Here is a 17,421-nt window from a genome sequence, read left to right as displayed (position 1 = left end):
GTGCTGCCGGTCGTCGACAACGCGTCGTACGTTGCGAGTCATGAGCCCGCCCGCCACCGCGCCGCGTCCGCCCCGCCCGGCCACCGTGACCATCGCCTTCTGGCTGCAACTGGCCGCGGTGCTGGTGCTGCTCGGCCTGGCCGCGCTGTCCGTGGCCGATGCGGTGCACTTCGATGGCCAGATCGACCGCGCGGTGCGGCTGGTGCCGGACGCCGACCCGGACGAGGTGACAGGCGAGCGGCAGCGCAACGTGGCGATGGCGCTGATCCTCGGCGTACCGGCGGTGCTGCTCGCGGTATGGCTGGCGGTCACCGCCGTCCCGGTCCGGCGGGGCGGCAACGTCGCGCGGATCCTGGTCTTCGTCGCCAGTGGCACGCAACTGCTGGTCTGCGTCGCGCAGTGCTGCTCCGGAGGGTTTCTCGTGCCCCTGCTGACCATTCCGGAGACCTCGGCGGAGCCGCCAGCGGATTGGGACGAAGAGTGGGAAACCTCGACGTTCTTCGACACGCTCTACTCCGGCAACGAGTCCTGGGACGCCCTGTTCATCCCCGCGGCCGGCCTGGGCGTGCTCACCGTTCTGACCCTCTCCGTGGCCGTGGTCCTGCTGCTGGCGCTGCCGCCGGCGAACCGCTGGTTCGTGCCGCGCACCGCGAACGAGGCGCTGCCCGGCCCGGCCTGGGTGATGCCCGTGCCCACCTACGTCCCGACCGGTTACGGATACCCGACAGCTCCGCTCGTGCCGGGCTTCCTGCCGCCGAGTCAGCCGCTCCCACCCGGCTACCTGATCTGCCCCGACCCGGCCGCGCACCTGACGCCGGGAGCGCCGGGCACCTCGCCAGGGCCGACCGGGCCGACGGCGGCCCCTCCGGAGGACGCACCCGACCACCTTCGCTAGCTGAGCTGTCGGCCACAGCGCGGGCCTTCCTGGTGCCGAGGGTTGTTACCGTCTGCGCCGACGTACCTGGGGAGGTGGTCGGGTGGAAGCGCTGGTGACGTGCCTGGTGGCGGCTGTTGTCGTACTCGTGGTGGCCGTGGTCGTCGTGCGGGCCCGGCGGCGGGCGACGAGCCGGGCCACCGGCCAGCCGGCGGAGACGCCGCGCGGCGGCCCGCTCCGCCTGACCCCGGGCGACCGTGTGCGCATTCGCGAGCGGGAGTACGCGGTCAGCGGCACCATCCGTCTGGTCGAGGGGGACTGGAGTTGGGTGCAGCACCTGCTCGACGACGGCTCCGGCACCCACCACCGGCTCTCCGTGGAGGACGGCCCCGAAGTGGAACTGGTGCTCTGGACGGCCCAGCCTGGCGCGACCGTCACCCCCGGCGCCCCGACCATCGACCTCGGCGGACTGCGCTACACCTGGGCCGAGACCGGGCAGGCGCGCTACACCGCCATCGGAGAGACCGGGCTGCCGTCGGCCGGCACCATGCGCTACCACGACTACCAGTCCGGTGGCTCCGCGCGGCTCTCCTTCGAGGCGTACGGCGAAGAGGGCTGGAGGGTGGCCCGTGGTGACCTGCTCGACCGCGCTGACCTGACGACCCGCCCAACGCCTGGGGAGCGCTGAACCCGGACCGGGTGCGCGTGCCGGGCTTGCCACGGCATGCCGAAGTGGCCGGTTGTCGATACGGTGTGGGCGCGATCTTAGGGAAGGAGAATCGTGGTCGATTCCCAGAACACGCCAGCGCGTCAGCGGCCATCCATTGTGTCGATTTCCAGCTACCTGCTCTACCTGTTCCTGGCGTGCCAGGTGATCAGCCTGATCATCACGCTCAGCACCCTCGGTAAGACGCGTGACGCCATCCGCGACGCGTACGCGGCCAGCACCGTCGACAACGCCGACCAGGTGGCGGATGTCTTCTTCGCCGTCGGTCTCGCCAGCAGCGTGCTGCTGCTGCTGTTCGCGGTCGTCCTGGCCGTCCTGGCCATCTTCAACAACCAGGGCCGCAACGGCGCCCGGATCACCACCTGGATCGTCGGCGGCATCATGGTCTGCTGCGTCGGTGCCGGCCTGCTCAGCGGGGCGGCCGGTGGCATGACCACCGGCGGGGAGACGGGCGGCAACGGGCCGAGCGGCGAGGAGCTCCAGCGCCGGATGGAGGAGGCTCTGCCCTCCTGGGTCAACCCGGTCAGCATCCTGCTGGGCGTGATCAGCTTGATCGCTCTGGTCACGGCGCTGATCCTGCTGGCGCTGCCGAAGGCCAACCCGTTCTTCCGCAAGACGACCGCGGCCTGGGAGCCGCCGACCCCGGGCGCCAGCTACCCGGGACACCCGCAGGCCCCCGGTCAGCCGGGCTATCCGCAGGCACCCGGTGAGCCGGGCTATCCGTCGAGTGGGGAGCCGAGCTACCCGCCGCCACCGGCCGCGAACCGGCCGGACGACACGCCGCCCGCGGACCGGCCCGGGTCGACCCCGCCGTCGACGAGTTGACCGCTCGATAAGCACGACGCCGACGATCCCTCCGAGTAGGTTGCAACCCGACGCCTACCGGAGGGATTCGTCGTGTCGAACCCAGAATCGGCACCGGCCCGCCGGCCCGCCGTCGTCCTGTCGGCCGCGTCCGTGCTGTTGGTGATGGCGGTCGGTGCGCTCGTGTACACCGTGGTCGACCTGGTGGTGTTGGGCGGAACGGCCGACGCGTTCCGTTCCGCCGCCCACGACACCACGGCGAGTTCGGAGCAGATCGACGACGTGGTGACCCTGCTCCGCGCGTCCGCCGTGCTGTCGGCGGTGGTGGCTGCGCTCTCCGCGCCGGTGCTCGCCGGCCTGGCCCTCGGGCTGCTGGCCGGCCGCAACGGTGCTCGGGTGGCCACCTGGGTGGTCAGCGGGCTCGGCCTGCTGGGCGGTTGCTGCAGCGTCGCGGTGCTCATCGGTGAACGGGCCGCGCCACTGCAACTGGGCGCGAACGACCAGTCGCTCGCCGAGTTGCTGGGCCTGATCGGCGACTCGTACCCCTCGTGGTGGATCCCGCTCAACGCCGGGCTTTCCGTCGGGCAGGGGCTCGGTTACCTTGTAGTAGCTACGCTGCTGGTCCTGCCGGCGGCCAACACCTGGTTCGGTCACCGCCGCTCGACCGCGCCGACCATGCCATCCGCACCACCCGCGTTCACGCCCGCCCCGCACCAGCCCCCGTCGGCGCCGCCCGCGCCCCCGTACCCGCCCAGGTGAGGACCGCCCCGTGCCGCTCGACCCCACGACTGCCGAGCGCCGAGCCCTGATCACCGGAGCCACCGCCGGCATCGGCGCGGCGTTCACCCGGCGGCTGGCCGCCGACGGTTGGCAGCTGGTGCTGGTCGCCCGCGACGCGGCCCGTTTGACCGAGCTGGCCGGCGAGTTGGGTTCCACGTACGGCCGCGAGGTGGAGACGATCCCGGCGGATCTGTCCACCGACGACGGCTGCGCCGTCGTGGAGCAGCGACTCACCGACGGCAGCCCGGTGCACCTGCTGGTCAACAACGCCGGGATCAGCCTGAACAAACCGTTTCTGCGCTCCACCGCGGAGGATGAGGCGCGTCTGCTGCGACTCAACGTGCACGCGGTCATGCGGCTGACCCTGGCGGCACTGCGACCGATGACCGAACGGCGGAATGGGGCAGTGATAAATGTCTCTTCGGTCGCCGGGTTCGGCACGGCGATGCCCGGATCGACGTACTCGGCCAGCAAGGCGTGGGTCACCAACTTCAGCGAGTCCGTTGGTCTGTCGGCGCGGCCGTTCGGTGTTCGGGTGATGGCCCTCTGTCCCGGTTACACCCGCACCGAGTTTCACCAACGGGCCGGCATCAACATGTCCAAGACGCCCGAGTGGCTGTGGCTGCGGGCCGAGGATGTGGTCGACGAGGCCCTGCGTGACCTGCGAAAAGGCAAGATGGTCAGCGTCCCGGCATGGAAGTACAAGGTGGTCGTCGCCGGCATGCGCCATGCGCCGCGCCGGTTGCTCCAGGCGGTCGCGCGGGACACCCGCGGCCGGATCGGTCGCGACGAGCACTGAGCCGCGACAGGCCCGCCGGTCGCCGAGGGCCGTCGGTGCGCCGCTGGCACCCCGCTGTCAGGCCGGTCGCTGAGCGTAGTCGAACATCGCCAATCATCGGTCCCTCGCTGGCCTGATCAGGGTGGACCCCGCACGCGGCGTTCAGACTTGCGCAGTAACCTCTATCGCCATGGGGGACCACGACGACCTGCGTAAATTCATTACCGACCTGGCTGTGGTCCACGGACGGGTCGTGCTCTCCTCGGGGCGGGAGGCAGATTGGTACGTGGATCTGCGGCGCGTCACGCTCCATCACCAGGCCGCTCCTTTGGTCGGCCGGGTGTTGCTCGACCTCACCGCCGACTGGGAGTACGAAGCCGTCGGGGGCCTCACCCTGGGCGCGGACCCTGTCGCGCTCTCGATGCTTCACGCCGCCGCTCCGACCGGCCGGGCCCTGGACGCCTTTGTGGTGCGCAAAACGGGCAAGGCGCACGGTCTGCAGCGGCGGATCGAGGGACCGGAGGTGGCCGGCCGCCGGGTGTTGGCGGTGGAGGATACGTCCACGACGGGCGGAAGTGTGTTGACCGCTGTCGAGGCGCTTCGTGAGGCCGGGGCGGAAGTCGTGGGCGTGGCGGTTATTGTTGATCGAGGCGCCGGCGACGCGGTGCGAGCCGCCGGATTGCCTTACCGGGCGGCCTATACGTTGGCTGACCTCGGCCTTGTGGCGTAAAAGTTTGCCGATTCGGATCTGCTGATATGCAGGCGGATCGATGCTGCTGGTGGAAGGATGGAATACGTGGGAACTGCGTTGGCCGAAATGACTATGCCTCAGATCTCGCCGCTTAACGGCGAGCCGATCGAACGTGCCGATGCCGAGCGTCTTGCCGGGGTCCTCAAGGCCCTTGCGGATCCTGCTCGGCTGCGGCTGCTCAGCCTGATCCAGTCGGCCCCCGAGGGTGAGGCGTGCGTCTGTGACCTGACGGCGCCGCTCGGCCTCTCTCAGCCGACGGTCAGTCATCACCTGCGCATCCTCACCGAGGCTGGCTTGCTGCAGCGGGAGAAGCGCGGTGTCTGGGCGTACTACAGCCTGGTCCCGAGTGCGATCGCGACGATCGCCGACCTGCTGACCCCGCCGCGTAAGCGGGCCACCAAGAAGGCCCGCTGACGTAGGCGCTGCACGTCGTCCCGCGCCGGGACGACGTCCGGTGGCGAGCCAGGGGTGGCGCCATCGGTGGGTAACACCTGCTCGTCCCCGGCCGCACCGCCGGAGGTCGGGCTCGACATGCCGACGGCCGACCCCCTCACCAGGGGGCCGGCCGTCGTCGTATCTGCGTTCAGTGGTCCTGGCCGTGCTCCGGGCGGTGGCGGCCGTGCTGGTGCGTGTCGTTGTCGAACGTCTCGCGAGCCGCTTCCACCGCGCCAGCGGCGCTGGCCGCCGCGACCACCGCGACCGCTTCGCCGCGCTTACGAGCCCGCCGGTCGCGGAGGAACTCGAAGAAGATCGGCAGCACCGAGATCACGATGATCAGGGCCACCACCGGCAGGATGTAGTGGTCGATCTTGTCGCCGATGGCGTCATAGATCTGCTCGGCCAGCAGGTAGCCGATCAGCAGGATGCCGTCCACCCAGAGCACCGCACCGACGATGTTCCAGAGCAGGAACTTCCGGGCCGGCATGCCGAGCGCGCCGGCGACCGGGTTGAGGAACGTCCGGACGATCGGAATGAAGCGCGCCAGCACCACGGCCTTCGCCGGGCCGAACTTGTCGAAGTAGTACTCGGCCTTCTCCACGTACTCCTTCTTGAAGAGTCGGGAGTTCGGCCGCTCGAACATGGGCCGGCCGTACCGGCCGCCGAGCCAGTGCCCCAGCTGGGCGCCGGCGACCGCGCAGATCGGCCCGCCGATCAGCAGGCCAGCCAAGGAGAGGCGAGTGCCGTCGCCGAAGATCGCGTCCGCCACCGGCGACGCGGCCACACCGGCGAGAAACAGCAGCGAGTCACCAGGGAAGAAGAAGCCCACCAGCAGGCCGGTCTCGGCGAAGAGGATCACCCACACGCCGATCAGCCCGAAGGTCTGCAACAGATCCTTGGGATCGAGCGGGTTCAGGGCGACGCTCTCCATGAGCGCGCGAGTCTTCTCAGCTGTGTCCACGGCCACAAAGGGTACCGAAGCCCGGGGCCCCGGCCGCGCCGGACCGACCCTCACCACCCGCTGGCGCGCTGCCGCTGCAATGTTCGGTCGGTCCGCTCCCGTCATCAATGGCAGGAGCCCCTGGAGGTGCAGTGACGTACGAGGAGTTCGCGGACACGCGGCTGGCCCCGCTACTGCGGTACGCGGTGATGCTCACCGGCGATCCGCACCAGGCTCAGGATCTGGTCCAGGAGACCATGGTCCGAGTCCAGCTCAACTGGCGCCGGGTCGCCCGGGCGGACTCACCCGAGCGTTACGTACGCCGGATGCTCACCAACCAGTACGTCGACTGGCGGCGCGGCTCGTGGGTCCGCCGGGTGCTGTTGCGCGGGGAGCCCGACGCGACGGTGCCGGTGGCCACCGACCACGCCCAGTCCGCGGTGGACCGGGACCAGATCTGGTCCTGGCTGTCCCGGCTGCCGCGTCGGCAGCGGGCCGCCCTGGTGCTGCGCTACTACGAAGACCTGCCCGATGTCGAGATCGCCGACATCCTCGGCTGTGCCGTCGGAACCGTTCGTTCATCCATCTCCCGGGCCCTGACCACGCTCCGGGCCGAGTACGTGGAGGCGTGAACATGATTGAGGACGACCTGCGCGCCGCGTTCGTCCGGCACGAGCCGTTGGCCCCGTCGACCGGCGCGCTGCGGGCCGCGATCGACCGGCTCGCCGCCACCCGCCGTCGCCGCCGGCAGCGGTTCCAAGTCGCTGGCGTCACGCTCGCCCTGCTCGCCGCGCTCGGAGTCGGCGTGCCGCAGCTGCGCCCCGATCGGCCGGTAGAGGGCTCGTTGTTGTTCGGTCAACCGGCTGGCGCGCAGTCCGGGGCGCTGAACATCCTGCTGGTCGGCGTGGACGGCTTCGGCGAGGACCCGCCCTCCCGGTTGGCGGACTCCATCCTGCTGGTGCACATTCCGGCGGACCGGAGCCGGCCGTACCTCATCTCGTTGCCCCGCGATTTGGAGGTGTCGGTCCCCGGCCGGGGAAACGACAAAATCAACACGGCGTTCTTCGACGGTGCCGGCCAACCCCGGCCCGACCTGGACGCCGGCTACGACCGGACCCGCCAGGTGGTCGCCGACCTGACCGGGGTACGCGTCGACGCTGGCGCGGTGCTGACCTTCGCGGGGCTGCGCCGGATCACCGAGGCCGTGGACGGGGTGGAGGTCTGCCTACCGAACGAGGTCCGGTCCTCGCACAGTCGCCGGATCTTTCCAGCCGGTTGTCAGCGGCTCGACGGGGCTGCCTCGGTCGACCTGCTGCGGCAACGGCGGTACCTGCCCGACGGTGCGTTCGACCGGGACCGTAACGCCCAGCGCTATGTCGCCGGGCTGATCCGGCGAGCGGTCGCGCAGGACGTGCTGAGCAACCCGGTCCGGCTCACCGCGCTGTTGTCGGCCGCCGGCAAGGGCCTGACGGTCGACGACGATGGCCTGCCACTGACCAGGCTGCTGCGGGTGCTCCCCGAGCTCAAGAGCGTCGACCCGGTGGGGCTCAGCCTCCCGGTCGGTCCGCCGGTCGGTCCGCCGGCCGGCAGCGCCTGGCGGCTGCGGCTGGACCCGAAGCAGGGCCCGGCGTTCCTCGCCGCGCTGAGCGAGGATCGGTTGGCGCAGTGGGTGGCGCAGCACCCGGAGCAGGTCAACGCCGTCCGATGAGGCACGAGGCGGGCAGTCGACCCTGCGACGGGGTCAGCGGTAGTCGTCCTCGTCCACGGTGACCACCCGGGCCTGCTCCATGGCGTCCCAGTCGTCGACCTCCAGGCCGCGGTGCGGCTCGCTGTCGGTGTCGGCCGGGCCGGCCACCGCGGCCTGCTCGGCAGCGTCGGCCGGGTCGGCCTCGGGGTCACGTTCGTCCGGGGCGAGGTGGTCGCCGGGGGTGAACTCCTCATCGGGCTGACCCATGGTTCCTCCCGGGGGTCTCGGGGCACGGTTCCCACCCACCGTACGGGCTGGGTCGGCACCGCGCCCGGAAGTGGAGTGGGCGGAATCAGCCCTCGGCGACGCAACCCGATGCCAGGATGGTGCCGTGGGCTTCCTCATTCGACTGGCGATCACCGCGGTCGCGTTGTGGATAACCACGCTCATCGTGCCCGGGGTCGACGTGCACGGCCGCTCGGGTGGAAACACCGTCCTCACCCTGATCGTGGTGGCACTGATCTTCGGTGTGATCAACGCGGTGCTCAAGCCGGTGATCAAAGTCGTCGGATGCGTGTTCTACCTGCTGACCCTGGGTCTGTTCGCACTGGTGGTCAATGCTCTGCTGTTCCTGCTGACCGACCGGATCGCCCGCGGGCTCGACCTGCCGTTCGAGGTGGACGGTTTCTGGGCGGCGTTCTGGGGAGCGATCGTGATGACTGTGGTCACCTGGCTGATCAGTGTCATCGTGCCGGACGACCGGTGACTGGATCCCGGCCAGCACCCGGGTCGGTTTTTCCGGCGCACCGCACCTGCGGGATACTGCCGGGCGGAGGACAGAGCGGTCCGGCGCACGAATGAACAACAGCGGCCAGCACGGCCGAGAGTGGTAAGTAAGGAGCGCATCACATGCCCATCGCTTCCCCCGAGGCCTACGCGGAGATGCTGGACCGCGCCAAGGCTGGCCGGTACGCGTACCCCGCGATCAACGTGACCTCCTCGCAGACGCTGAACGCGGCGCTCAAGGGCTTTGCCGACGCGGAGAGCGACGGCATCATCCAGGTCTCCACCGGTGGCGCCGAGTACCTTTCCGGCCCCTCGATCAAGGACATGGTCACCGGCGCGGTGGCGTTCGCCGCGTACGCGCACGAGGTGGCCAAGAAGTACTCGGTCAACATCGCCCTGCACACCGACCACTGCCCGAAGGACAAGCTGGACGGGTTCGTCCGTCCGCTGATGGGCATCTCGCAGGAGCGGGTGAAGCGCGGCGAGGAGCCGCTGTACCAGTCGCACATGTGGGACGGCTCGGCCGTGCCGGTCGCGGAGAACCTGCAGATCGCCGCGCAGCTGCTCGACGAGGCCGCCAAGGCCAAGATCGTCCTTGAGATCGAGGTCGGCGTCGTCGGTGGCGAGGAGGACGGCGTCGAGAACGCCATCAACGACAAGCTCTACACCACCACCGATGACGGCCTGGCCATGGTCGAGGCGCTCGGCCTCGGCGAGAAGGGCCGCTACATGGCGGCGCTGACCTTCGGCAACGTGCACGGCGTCTACAAGCCGGGCAACGTCAAGCTGCGTCCGGAGATCCTCAAGCAGATCCAGGATGCGGTCGGCGCCAAGTACGGCAAGGACAAGCCGCTCAGCCTGGTCTTCCACGGCGGCTCGGGCTCCCTGCTGAGCGAGATCCGCGAAGCCCTGGACTACGGCGTGGTGAAGATGAACATCGACACCGACACCCAGTACGCCTTCACCCGGCCCGTCGCGGACCACATGCTCCGCAACTACGACGGCGTGCTGAAGATCGACGGCGAGGTCGGCAACAAGAAGCAGTACGACCCGCGTGCCTGGGGCAAGGCGGCCGAGGCTGGCCTGGCCGCCCGGGTCGTCGAGGCGTGCGAGCACCTGCGCTCCACCGGCACCACGATGACCAAGTAACAACGTCCCACCGACGGCCGGTTCCCCGCACGGGGAGCCGGCCGTCGTCGTTGTTCAGGTCGTCAGCAGGCGGACGGCTTCGCGTACGTCGTCGGTGAGGTGGATCGTCGAGGACAGGTCACCGAACGGGGACGCGGCCAGCAGCGGACGCAACAACGCCTCCACCGGCAGCTCCCGGGTCCAGTAGTCACGGTCCAGGAAGATGTACGCGCCGCTGGCGCCGTCGGTGCCGTAATAGGTCTTGGTGGCCGCCTGGAACACCTCCTGCACCGTGCCCGCCCGACCCGGGGCGAAGACGATGCCGCCCCGGGCGAGTCGCAGGATGGTGTCCTCCCGGATGGCGTTCGAGAAGTACTTGGCGATCCGCCCGGCAAACAGGTTCGCCGGTTCGTGCCCGTACAGCCAGGTCGGGATGGCCAGCCCGCCGGCCCGCGCCCAACCGAGGTCGGCGCCGCGCGGCCGGGGCACGCCCGCGTACCGCTGTCGCACCTCCAGCGCGGTGGCCGTGTAGCGGTGGTGGTCGGTGAAGTCGGGCGCGGTGGCCAGTAGGTCGATCGCCTCGGTCAACTCGGTCGCCGAGCGATCCGCCAGGTAGGCACCGAGGTTCGCCGCCTCCATCACCCCGGGACCGCCGCCGGTCACCACCAGCCGGTCGGCCCGCGCCAGCTCCCAACCCAGCACGGCGGCCATCCGGTACGCCGGGCTGCCGCGCCGCACGGCGTGCCCACCCATGATGCCCACCACCGACTGCGGCCCGTGTCGGGCCAGCCAGACCCGGGTGGCGTCGGCCAGCGCGTTGTCCACGCCGTGGTCGTGCAGCCGCTGACCCAGCGCCTCCTTGACGTCCGGCAGCGCACCCCCGTGCGCCCGGTAGTGGTCGTACACCCGGGTGTCGTACATCCCGGTGAACCCGCCCTCGGCGAACCCGGCGGCCAGGTCCTCCGGGGTGTAGAGGTGCGCAGGCTGGGTCGGGTACGGCAGCCCCGAGAACGGTGGCACCACGTTCGCACCACGCCGGACCAGGTCGGCCCCGACGTCCCGGGAGGCGAACCGGCAGCCCACGAAGAGGGTGCCGGCGACCTCCACGCCGGTCAGGTCGGGCACCGGCGCCAGGTCGAGGCGCAGGCCCTGCACGGTGAGCCCGGTCAGTCGGCCGGTGGCCAACTGTCGATCGAACTCGTCGCGCGTCTGGATCTCGTCGGTGTGCAGCTGCGGCTCGATGACATCCGCTGGAGGTGGGGTCGGCACCGGGCCATCCTGCCCGTCCGCCGGGGCCGGTCAAACCTCGGCCCTGGGGTGCAACCGACAGGAGCCCGGTGGCCATGGCCACCGGGCTCCTGCTTACCGGTTCCTGGGGAGGCTCCGGACCATTAGTTGTAGTGGAAAACACCTGGCGGCGGCATAGGCCGCAGGCGTGACCAACTCCTCAGCCGTTCAGCCGGACGCGTCGGCCGACCCGCTCGCGTGTCGCCCTGTCCAGCGGGTTGAATGGGGCGATGCAGAACCTTTTGCCAGAGCCACCGGCCACCCGCCTGCCCGCGAACGACGAGGCCGACGCCGCCCTGGCCGCCGCCGACGAGGCTGGCACCGATGAGGCGTTCGCCAGCGTGGCGGCCGGCTTCCCGACCTACAGCGCGGGCTGGGCCGAGCTCGCGGCCCGGTCGTTCGCCCAGGGCCAGGTGGTGACGGCGTACGCCTACGCACGCACTGGCTACCACCGTGGCCTCGACCAGTTGCGCCGCAGCGGCTGGAAGGGGCACGGGCCGGTGCCCTGGTCGCACGAGCCCAACCGGGGCTTCCTCCGCTGCCTCTACGTGCTGTCCCGGGCCGCTGACGAGATCGGCGAGGCCGACGAGGCGGCCCGCTGTGCCCAGTTCCTGCGTGACTGCGACCCGGAAGCCGCGGACGCGCTGGCCAGCAACTGACCCCGCTCCGACGGCCGGCCCGACTCCGGGCCGGCCGTCGGCGGGTTACAGCCCTTCGGCGACTGCTGCGGCGATCTTCAGCCAGGCATCGCGGGTGGCCGAGGACAGCCCGCCGTACCGGATCGGCTCGCCACTGTCGATGAGCCGCTCGTACGGGGCCAGCAGCACCGCCCGGGTGCGGGCCGCGAAGTGCTCCTGGATGGCCGGCAGGTCGATCTCCTTACGGGACGGCGGCATCGACACCACCGTCACGGCCTGGCGGACCAGCCGTTGCCGGCCGCTCTGCTCCAGATGGTCGAGCATCCGGGCGGCGGTCTCCGCCGAGTCGTTACGAGCCGACATGGTGACCACCAACTGATCGGTGGCGTCCATCGAGGCCTGCCAGTTCTGCGCCCGGACGTTGTTGCCGGTGTCCACGAAAATCAACTTGTAGAACCGGCTGACCACCTCGCGGATCTCGGCGAACGCGGCGGCGGTCAGCATCTCGCCACCGGTGGCCGACTCGTCCGAGGCCAACACGTCGAACATTCCCTCGCCCTGCGAGCGGACGTACTGCGACAGGTCACCGACCCGGCCCTGCGCGCCCTGGAACTGGCCGAGGTCACGCAGCATGTCCCGCACCGTGCGGGAGTGGAAATCCTGCTGGGCGCGCATCCCGAGGGTGCCCTGGGTCTCGTTGTTGTCCCAGGCCAGCACGTAGCCACCGCGCTTCTGGCCGAACGTCATCGCGAGCAGCAGGATGGCCACCGTCTTACCGGCTCCGCCCTTCGGGTTGACCACGGTCACCTGCCGCAGCCCGCCGAAGTTGCGGCGCACCATCTCGATGTCCCGCTTGCGCTCCTGCTCGTGCCGACCGGGCGCGAGCCGCAGCAGGCCCATCTTGTTGACCACCGCGCGAACACCCGTGGTGGCCACCGGATCGGCGGGTCGGACCTGCCGACGCCGGCTGAAGTCCTCGGCCGTCGGTACCGCTGGGGCCTCCGGTGTCCAACTCGCGTCCGGATACGCGGGGGCCTCCGGATACCCGGCGGCGGGCACCCGGGTCACTCCCTCGGCCTCCGGATAAGGCTGCCCGGGCGGGACACCGGCCGGGCCCTGCTGCCACGGCGGCGGGTACCAACCCGGCGACGGCGGAAACGGCCCGGGCGGTGGGGTCGCCGGCCCGGCCTGCGCGGGAGGCTGCTGCGGCAGATTGTTGAACTGGGTCAGGTCTGGCGGGGGCGGGATGTGCCCAGGGCCGGCCTGACCAGGGATCATCGGGGTGAACGACGGACCGGGGTGCACAGGCCCAGGGCCGACGTGCGGCGGGAAGGGCCCGGGCGGGGCGGGGAGCGGGGGCGTCGCGGTGGCGGCCTCGTCGTGGGCCGGTGCGGGCGTCCCAGCGGGGCGTTGCGGCGGCTGCGCCCACGGCGACTCGCTGGCCGGCCGCGCCGCTCCGCCGACGGCCCCGTCCTCCCCGGTCCCGCCAGGCTGAGGCGCCGATCCGGCCGTCGCGGAGTCTGCCGAGGCAGCGCCCGCGCCGGTCGGGCGGTCGGCGGGCGTGTCGGCTGCGGTGGGATGGTCCAGGGTGAACGGCAGGTCCAGGTCGACGCCACCCGGTGGGATCGGTGGGACGGCGTTCGCACCCCGACCACCGGTCTGCACCTGGTCAGCCCCGGCCGCGGTGCCTGTCGCGCCGCGTGCCGCCTCCGGTTGACGGTCCGTCGGCGCGGGGGCGGTGTTCGATGCCGCAGCGCTCGTCGGCGAGGCGGGGATCCCGGTGCCACCTGGGCCGCCGGCGCTCTCGGGAGCACCGACCGCCGGCCGCGCGGGCGGCGTGCCGTTCGCCGGTGGCGTGCCCGTTGCCGGTGGCGCGGGTGGCGTGCCGGTTGCCGGTGGCGCGGGCGGTGTCGAGGCGGCGGCTGGCGCGGCCGGCGGTGGCCAACTCGGCTGCGGCGGCGCCCAGCCCGACACGTTGCCGGACGGGCCGCTGACACCCCAGCCCCCGGGCGGCGGGACGGCACCGGTGAGCGACGGGTAGTCGGACGGAGAAGGCGGCGGCTGGGCCGGGGCCCCGGGTTGCCCGGGAACCGGCGGTCGGCCAGTCGACGGCGCGGCCACCGGCGGTGTCACCGGCCCAGGCGATACCGGCGACGGCGCACCCTGCTGATGGGCGACCGCCGCCCAGGGCGGTACGGCGTTACCCGCGCCCCGGTCGGCCGGATCCGGTGGCCACAGCGGCTCCACGTCCCGCTCTGGCACCGGCTGCTGGCCGTGCATCTGCGCCCGGTCGGCGTTCTCGTCCATTACGGCCCTCCCCAGTCCTCCTGCGAGGATAGGCCCCATCCGCCCCCGAAGGGCTGTCGGCGCAGACGAGGCCCGCCCGCTCGGCGCAGCCCAGGGGTCAGATCGACCAGACCGCCCAGGCCCCCGGCTCGATCCACCAGGAACGCTTCCGAGTCAGCTCCCCCTCGACACCATCGTCGAGGTAGGGCACCTTCCCCTCCCTGGGCAGCACCGAAACGGCTCGCCCACGGGCCCGCCGAACTTCGAGGCGTACCCGCTTGCGACCGAACGCCGAGCGGACGACCACCGGAACGGCCACCGCGACCTCGATCTGGCCGTCGGTCGGGTCCGGCGCGGTCAACAACGTCACGTCGTCGAGCGTCGCGTACCCGCCAGCGTTGCCGACCGCGCAGGCCAGCAGCGGTTCGTCACCGTTGGTGAGGATGGCGTCGTCCACCTCCACCCGGGCCCGCCAGTGCAGCGGCCGGCCGGCGTCGTCGGCGGCGCCGAGCAGCGCGCCGTCCAGGGTCACCGAACCACCGTCGTTGCGCAGCAGGTCCAGTCGGCGTGCCGTGCCATCCAACACCGCGGCGGCCACCGCCGCCGGATCCCGCGGCAGCCCGAGCTGCGCCGCCAAATCCCGGTGGGTGCCACCACGGGCCGGATCGAGCGGGAGTACGGCCACCGGCGGCAGATCGGGCAGGGTCCGGTTACCGGGCAGATCCGCCGGGCGGCGGCTCGGCGCTGGCGCGTACCGCCGGACCAGCCGGCGCAGCACGGCGCGCAACTGCCCGTCGCTGGCCGTGGCGACGACCAGCCGGGTCTTGCCGTCCAGATCCGGCCAGGTGAGGCCGTCCGGCCGGGCTGGACCGTCGAACCGGGCCAACACCGCGTCGATCTCCGCGTCGGAGCGGGCGGTGACCGTCTCCACCCGGGCGCCCCGGGCGATCAGCGCATCGGCGCAGGCCAGCACCGGCACCCGTGGTCGCTCGGTGGCGCACCGGTCGCTGTCACCGTCGCCCTGGGTCGTCTGGCTTGTCGGGTCGGTCGGGTCGGTCTGGCCGGTCGGGTCGGTCTGGGCCTCGGTCGCACCGCCACAGCAGGCCCCGCCGCTGCCACAGCCCCCGGGAGCGTCGCGCTCCGAACCGAGGGTGAGCAGCACCACGTCGTACACGGAAGGAGCCTCCTGCCTCTCGACGCGACCCCTGCCGGCCACGCCGTCATTACTTGTTAACCTGACACCCCGGGCTCGCCAACCGGTCGCCACCTGGCACCCGAGCCTTCTGGAGGCGGAAAAGATGCCAGCGATCGTGCTCATCGGCGCTCAGTGGGGCGACGAGGGCAAGGGCAAGGTTACCGACCTGCTGGGTGAGCGGGTCGACTACGTCGTGCGCTACTCCGGCGGCAACAACGCCGGCCACACGGTGATCACCCCAGACGGCCAGAAGTACGCACTGCACCTGATGCCATCCGGCGCGCTCTCACCGAACGCGATGATCGTCATCGGTAACGGCGTGGTGGTCGACCCGAAGGTGCTGCTCGCCGAGATCGATGGCCTGGCCGAGCGTGGTGTCGACGTCTCCCGGCTACGGATCTCCGGTGACGCGCACCTGATCATGCCGCACCACCGGGCGCTGGACCGGGTGATCGAGCGCTACCTCGGCTCGTCCCGGATCGGCACGACCGGCCGGGGCATCGGCCCGGCGTACGGCGACAAGGTCGCTCGGATCGGCATCCGGCTCCAGGACCTGCTCGACCCGGGCATCCTGCGCAAGAAGCTGGAACTCGCACTGCGCGAGAAGAACCAGATCCTGTTCAAGGTCTACAACCGCAAGGCGATCGACCTTGAGGCCACCGTCGAGGAGTACCTGGAGTACGCGGAGCGGCTCAAGCCGTACATCGCGGAGACCCGGGCGATGCTCTGGGACGCCCTGGACCGGGGCGACACGGTGCTGCTGGAGGGCGCGCAGGCCACCATGCTCGACATGGACCACGGCACGTACCCCTTCGTGACCTCGTCCAACCCGACCGCCGGTGGTGCCTGCGTGGGCGCCGGCATCCCGCCAACCGCGATCAACAAGGTGATCGCGGTCAGCAAGGCGTACACCACCCGGGTCGGTGCGGGGCCGTTCCCCACCGAACTGTTCGACGCCAGCGGTGAGCACCTGCGCAAGATCGGTGCGGAGTACGGCACCACCACTGGACGAGAGCGCCGGTGTGGATGGTTCGACGCGGTCGTCGCCCGGTACGCCTGCCGCCTCAACGGCGTCACCGACCTGGTCATCACCAAGCTGGACGTGCTCACCGGCCTGCCCAAGGTGCCGATCTGCGTGGGCTACGAGATCAACGGTGTCCGGGTCGACGACATGCCGATGAGCCAGACCGACTTCCACCACGCCAAGCCCGTCTACGAGGAACTCGACGGCTGGTGGGAGGACATCACCAAGGCCCGCACCGCCGATGACCTGCCGGAGAACGCCCGCCGCTACATCGCGCGGGTCGAGGAACTCTGCAACACCAAGATCAGCGTGGTAGGCGTAGGCCCAGGCCGAGACGAAAACGTAGTCCTCCACCCCCTCCTCCCCTAACACCGCTGCCCCACCCCCACCCCCACCCCACCCCACCCCACCCCCACTCGCGTTGATCATGGAGTTATAGCCACTCGCTGCGGCGTGTCGTGGCTATAACTCCATGATCGATGCGTGCCGTCCGCTGGGTTATCCACAGGCGCCGGGTGGTTGTCCACAGGGGGGGGTTTCAGGCTTTGGGTTCGGCCAGGGTGGCCGGGTGGATGCCTTGGACGTTGTGCGGCGGGTCGCGGCCGCCCGCGACGGGATTGTGACGATCAGGCAGGCGCGAGCCGCCGGCCTCAGCACGCACGAGGTGCAACGGCTCTGCAGGGCTGGTCGGTGGCGGGTCGTGGCGCGTGGCAGTTATCTCGTGGACGCCGACCTGTACGACGGGGTGCCCCGACGAGCGCGGATCAGGGCGGCGGTAGCTTCCTTCGGCCCTGCGGCCACCGCAGTGCTCGCGACGGCCGCCGAACTGCACGGGCTGGCTGGGCTACGGGGCAGCGAGGTCATCGAACTGTCGGTGCCTGGTCCGATCGCCAGGCGGGCCCACCTTGCCCATCCGGAGGTGGTGGTCCATCAGTTGGTCATCCCGCCCGAGCACCTTGTCCGGGTGGGCGGAATCACCGCTACCGAGCCGCTGCGTACCCTTGCCGACCTGATCCTGCGAGTTGATCGTTTCTCGGCGGTCAGCGTGCTGGACTCGGCGTTGAATCGTGGGCTCGTAACCACCGACGACCTCCTCTCCGTTCCGCGTCTCATCCGCGGGCGGCGCGGCGCGATCGCGGCTCGTGGCTATCTGGCCGAGTCGGATGGGCGGGCGCAGTCGCCGCTTGAGACGCGCGCCCGGCTCCGCTGTGTCGACGGCGGAGTGCCGCCTGACGCACTGCAACTCGAGATCCGCGACGACGATGGCTTTCTGCTCGGTGTCGGCGATCTCGGTTGAC

19 protein-coding genes are annotated in these 17,421 nt (G+C 71.0%); 14 read left to right on the top strand and 5 right to left on the bottom strand.

All coding sequences use genetic code 11. The features are described 5' to 3' along the window. The first annotated feature begins 40 nt into the window (after nt 1–40). The 7 genes from JOD64_RS15330 to JOD64_RS15300 all read left to right on the top strand — a co-directional run bounded on the left by JOD64_RS15330 (nt 41) and on the right by JOD64_RS15300 (nt 5,128). On the top strand, nt 41–895 hold the full coding sequence (locus tag JOD64_RS15330) for a hypothetical protein (RefSeq protein ID WP_204942848.1): 855 nt from the start codon (nt 41–43) through the stop codon (nt 893–895). An 82-nt stretch (nt 896–977) separates the two neighbouring features. Beyond that, nucleotides 978–1,562, top strand: coding sequence for a DUF4178 domain-containing protein (locus tag JOD64_RS15325; protein WP_204942847.1), 585 nt, complete (start codon nt 978–980; stop codon nt 1,560–1,562). Nucleotides 1,563–1,655: 93 nt separating this feature from the next. Then, a complete protein-coding gene (locus JOD64_RS15320; protein ID WP_204942846.1) occupies nt 1,656–2,426 on the top strand; it encodes a hypothetical protein in 771 nt (256 codons plus the stop codon). Between the two features lie 72 nt (nt 2,427–2,498). Further along, a complete protein-coding gene (locus JOD64_RS15315) occupies nt 2,499–3,164 on the top strand; it encodes a hypothetical protein (RefSeq protein ID WP_204942845.1) in 666 nt (221 codons plus the stop codon). A 10-nt stretch (nt 3,165–3,174) separates the two neighbouring features. After that, nucleotides 3,175–3,984 (top strand): SDR family NAD(P)-dependent oxidoreductase, encoded by an 810-nt coding sequence (locus JOD64_RS15310; protein ID WP_204942844.1) that lies wholly within the window; start codon nt 3,175–3,177, stop codon nt 3,982–3,984. Between the two features lie 169 nt (nt 3,985–4,153). Next, on the top strand, nt 4,154–4,693 hold the full coding sequence (pyrE, locus tag JOD64_RS15305; protein WP_204942843.1) for an orotate phosphoribosyltransferase: 540 nt from the start codon (nt 4,154–4,156) through the stop codon (nt 4,691–4,693). Between the two features lie 57 nt (nt 4,694–4,750). Continuing rightward, nucleotides 4,751–5,128, top strand: coding sequence for an ArsR/SmtB family transcription factor (locus JOD64_RS15300; RefSeq protein WP_030332125.1), 378 nt, complete (start codon nt 4,751–4,753; stop codon nt 5,126–5,128). Nucleotides 5,129–5,297: 169 nt separating this feature from the next. Here the strand turns inward: JOD64_RS15300 and JOD64_RS15295 are convergent, their stop codons facing one another. Then, nucleotides 5,298–6,083, bottom strand: coding sequence for a DedA family protein (locus JOD64_RS15295; protein ID WP_204946072.1), 786 nt, complete (start codon nt 6,081–6,083; stop codon nt 5,298–5,300). A gap of 161 nt (nt 6,084–6,244) precedes the next feature. On the opposite strand from JOD64_RS15295, the gene JOD64_RS15290 reads away from it, so the two are divergent. Together JOD64_RS15290 and JOD64_RS15285 are read left to right on the top strand one after the other, a co-directional pair. Beyond that, nucleotides 6,245–6,724: a SigE family RNA polymerase sigma factor gene (locus JOD64_RS15290; protein WP_204942842.1), complete on the top strand. Its 480-nt coding sequence runs from the start codon at nt 6,245–6,247 to the stop codon at nt 6,722–6,724. Between the two features lie 2 nt (nt 6,725–6,726). Then, nucleotides 6,727–7,800 carry an LCP family protein gene (locus JOD64_RS15285; protein ID WP_204942841.1) on the top strand — a complete coding sequence of 358 codons (1,074 nt, stop codon included), beginning with the start codon at nt 6,727–6,729 and terminating at the stop codon, nt 7,798–7,800. A 33-nt stretch (nt 7,801–7,833) separates the two neighbouring features. Here the strand turns inward: JOD64_RS15285 and JOD64_RS15280 are convergent, their stop codons facing one another. Beyond that, nucleotides 7,834–8,046: a hypothetical protein gene (locus JOD64_RS15280; RefSeq protein WP_204942840.1), complete on the bottom strand. Its 213-nt coding sequence runs from the start codon at nt 8,044–8,046 to the stop codon at nt 7,834–7,836. 124 nt (nt 8,047–8,170) lie between these two features. Between JOD64_RS15280 and JOD64_RS15275 the strand changes: the two genes are divergently transcribed. Together JOD64_RS15275 and fbaA are read left to right on the top strand one after the other, a co-directional pair. Next, the gene (locus tag JOD64_RS15275) at nt 8,171–8,545 is read left to right on the top strand and encodes a phage holin family protein (RefSeq protein WP_204942839.1); all 375 of its coding nucleotides are present in this window, start codon (nt 8,171–8,173) and stop codon (nt 8,543–8,545) included. Nucleotides 8,546–8,688: 143 nt separating this feature from the next. Next, a complete protein-coding gene (gene fbaA, locus JOD64_RS15270) occupies nt 8,689–9,714 on the top strand; it encodes a class II fructose-bisphosphate aldolase (protein WP_112668513.1) in 1,026 nt (341 codons plus the stop codon). A 54-nt stretch (nt 9,715–9,768) separates the two neighbouring features. Here the strand turns inward: fbaA and JOD64_RS15265 are convergent, their stop codons facing one another. After that, nucleotides 9,769–10,962: an LOG family protein gene (locus JOD64_RS15265; protein ID WP_204942838.1), complete on the bottom strand. Its 1,194-nt coding sequence runs from the start codon at nt 10,960–10,962 to the stop codon at nt 9,769–9,771. A 248-nt stretch (nt 10,963–11,210) separates the two neighbouring features. Here JOD64_RS15265 and JOD64_RS15260 point away from each other — a divergent pair, with 248 nt between their 5' ends. Continuing rightward, complete coding sequence (locus tag JOD64_RS15260; RefSeq protein WP_204942837.1) at nt 11,211–11,639, top strand: DUF3151 domain-containing protein; 429 nt, start codon at nt 11,211–11,213, stop codon at nt 11,637–11,639. 45 nt (nt 11,640–11,684) lie between these two features. Here the strand turns inward: JOD64_RS15260 and JOD64_RS15255 are convergent, their stop codons facing one another. Next, nucleotides 11,685–13,925, bottom strand: a complete 2,241-nt coding sequence (locus JOD64_RS15255; RefSeq protein WP_204942836.1) for a MinD/ParA family ATP-binding protein — start codon at nt 13,923–13,925, stop codon at nt 11,685–11,687. 97 nt (nt 13,926–14,022) lie between these two features. Continuing rightward, nucleotides 14,023–15,078: a diacylglycerol kinase family protein gene (locus tag JOD64_RS15250; protein ID WP_204942835.1), complete on the bottom strand. Its 1,056-nt coding sequence runs from the start codon at nt 15,076–15,078 to the stop codon at nt 14,023–14,025. 124 nt (nt 15,079–15,202) lie between these two features. On the opposite strand from JOD64_RS15250, the gene JOD64_RS15245 reads away from it, so the two are divergent. Continuing rightward, on the top strand, nt 15,203–16,492 hold the full coding sequence (locus JOD64_RS15245; protein WP_204942834.1) for an adenylosuccinate synthase: 1,290 nt from the start codon (nt 15,203–15,205) through the stop codon (nt 16,490–16,492). Nucleotides 16,493–16,691: 199 nt separating this feature from the next. Beyond that, a complete protein-coding gene (locus JOD64_RS15240; protein WP_307813423.1) occupies nt 16,692–17,420 on the top strand; it encodes a type IV toxin-antitoxin system AbiEi family antitoxin domain-containing protein in 729 nt (242 codons plus the stop codon). Nucleotide 17,421: the final 1 nt, after the last annotated feature.

The organism is Micromonospora luteifusca (assembly GCF_016907275.1).
In the GTDB taxonomy this organism is placed as follows: domain Bacteria; phylum Actinomycetota; class Actinomycetes; order Mycobacteriales; family Micromonosporaceae; genus Micromonospora; species Micromonospora luteifusca.
The sequence above is the reverse complement of the archived record's forward strand: the minus strand, read 5'-3'. Positions and strand labels throughout refer to the sequence as shown.

Excerpts from the sequence above, each read along its gene's own strand:
- JOD64_RS15295 (WP_204946072.1), bottom strand. The coding sequence starts at position 6,083 with ATGGAGAGCGTCGCCCTGAACCCGCTCGATCCCAAGGATCTGTTGCAG.
- JOD64_RS15300 (WP_030332125.1), top strand. The coding sequence starts at position 4,751 with ATGGAATACGTGGGAACTGCGTTGGCCGAAATGACTATGCCTCAGATC.
- pyrE (WP_204942843.1), top strand. The coding sequence starts at position 4,154 with ATGGGGGACCACGACGACCTGCGTAAATTCATTACCGACCTGGCTGTG.
- JOD64_RS15330 (WP_204942848.1), top strand. The coding sequence starts at position 41 with ATGAGCCCGCCCGCCACCGCGCCGCGTCCGCCCCGCCCGGCCACCGTG.
- JOD64_RS15245 (WP_204942834.1), top strand. The coding sequence starts at position 15,203 with ATGCCAGCGATCGTGCTCATCGGCGCTCAGTGGGGCGACGAGGGCAAG.
- JOD64_RS15255 (WP_204942836.1), bottom strand. The coding sequence starts at position 13,925 with ATGGACGAGAACGCCGACCGGGCGCAGATGCACGGCCAGCAGCCGGTG.
- JOD64_RS15280 (WP_204942840.1), bottom strand. The coding sequence starts at position 8,046 with ATGGGTCAGCCCGATGAGGAGTTCACCCCCGGCGACCACCTCGCCCCG.
- fbaA (WP_112668513.1), top strand. The coding sequence starts at position 8,689 with ATGCCCATCGCTTCCCCCGAGGCCTACGCGGAGATGCTGGACCGCGCC.
- JOD64_RS15285 (WP_204942841.1), top strand. The coding sequence starts at position 6,727 with ATGATTGAGGACGACCTGCGCGCCGCGTTCGTCCGGCACGAGCCGTTG.
- JOD64_RS15260 (WP_204942837.1), top strand. The coding sequence starts at position 11,211 with ATGCAGAACCTTTTGCCAGAGCCACCGGCCACCCGCCTGCCCGCGAAC.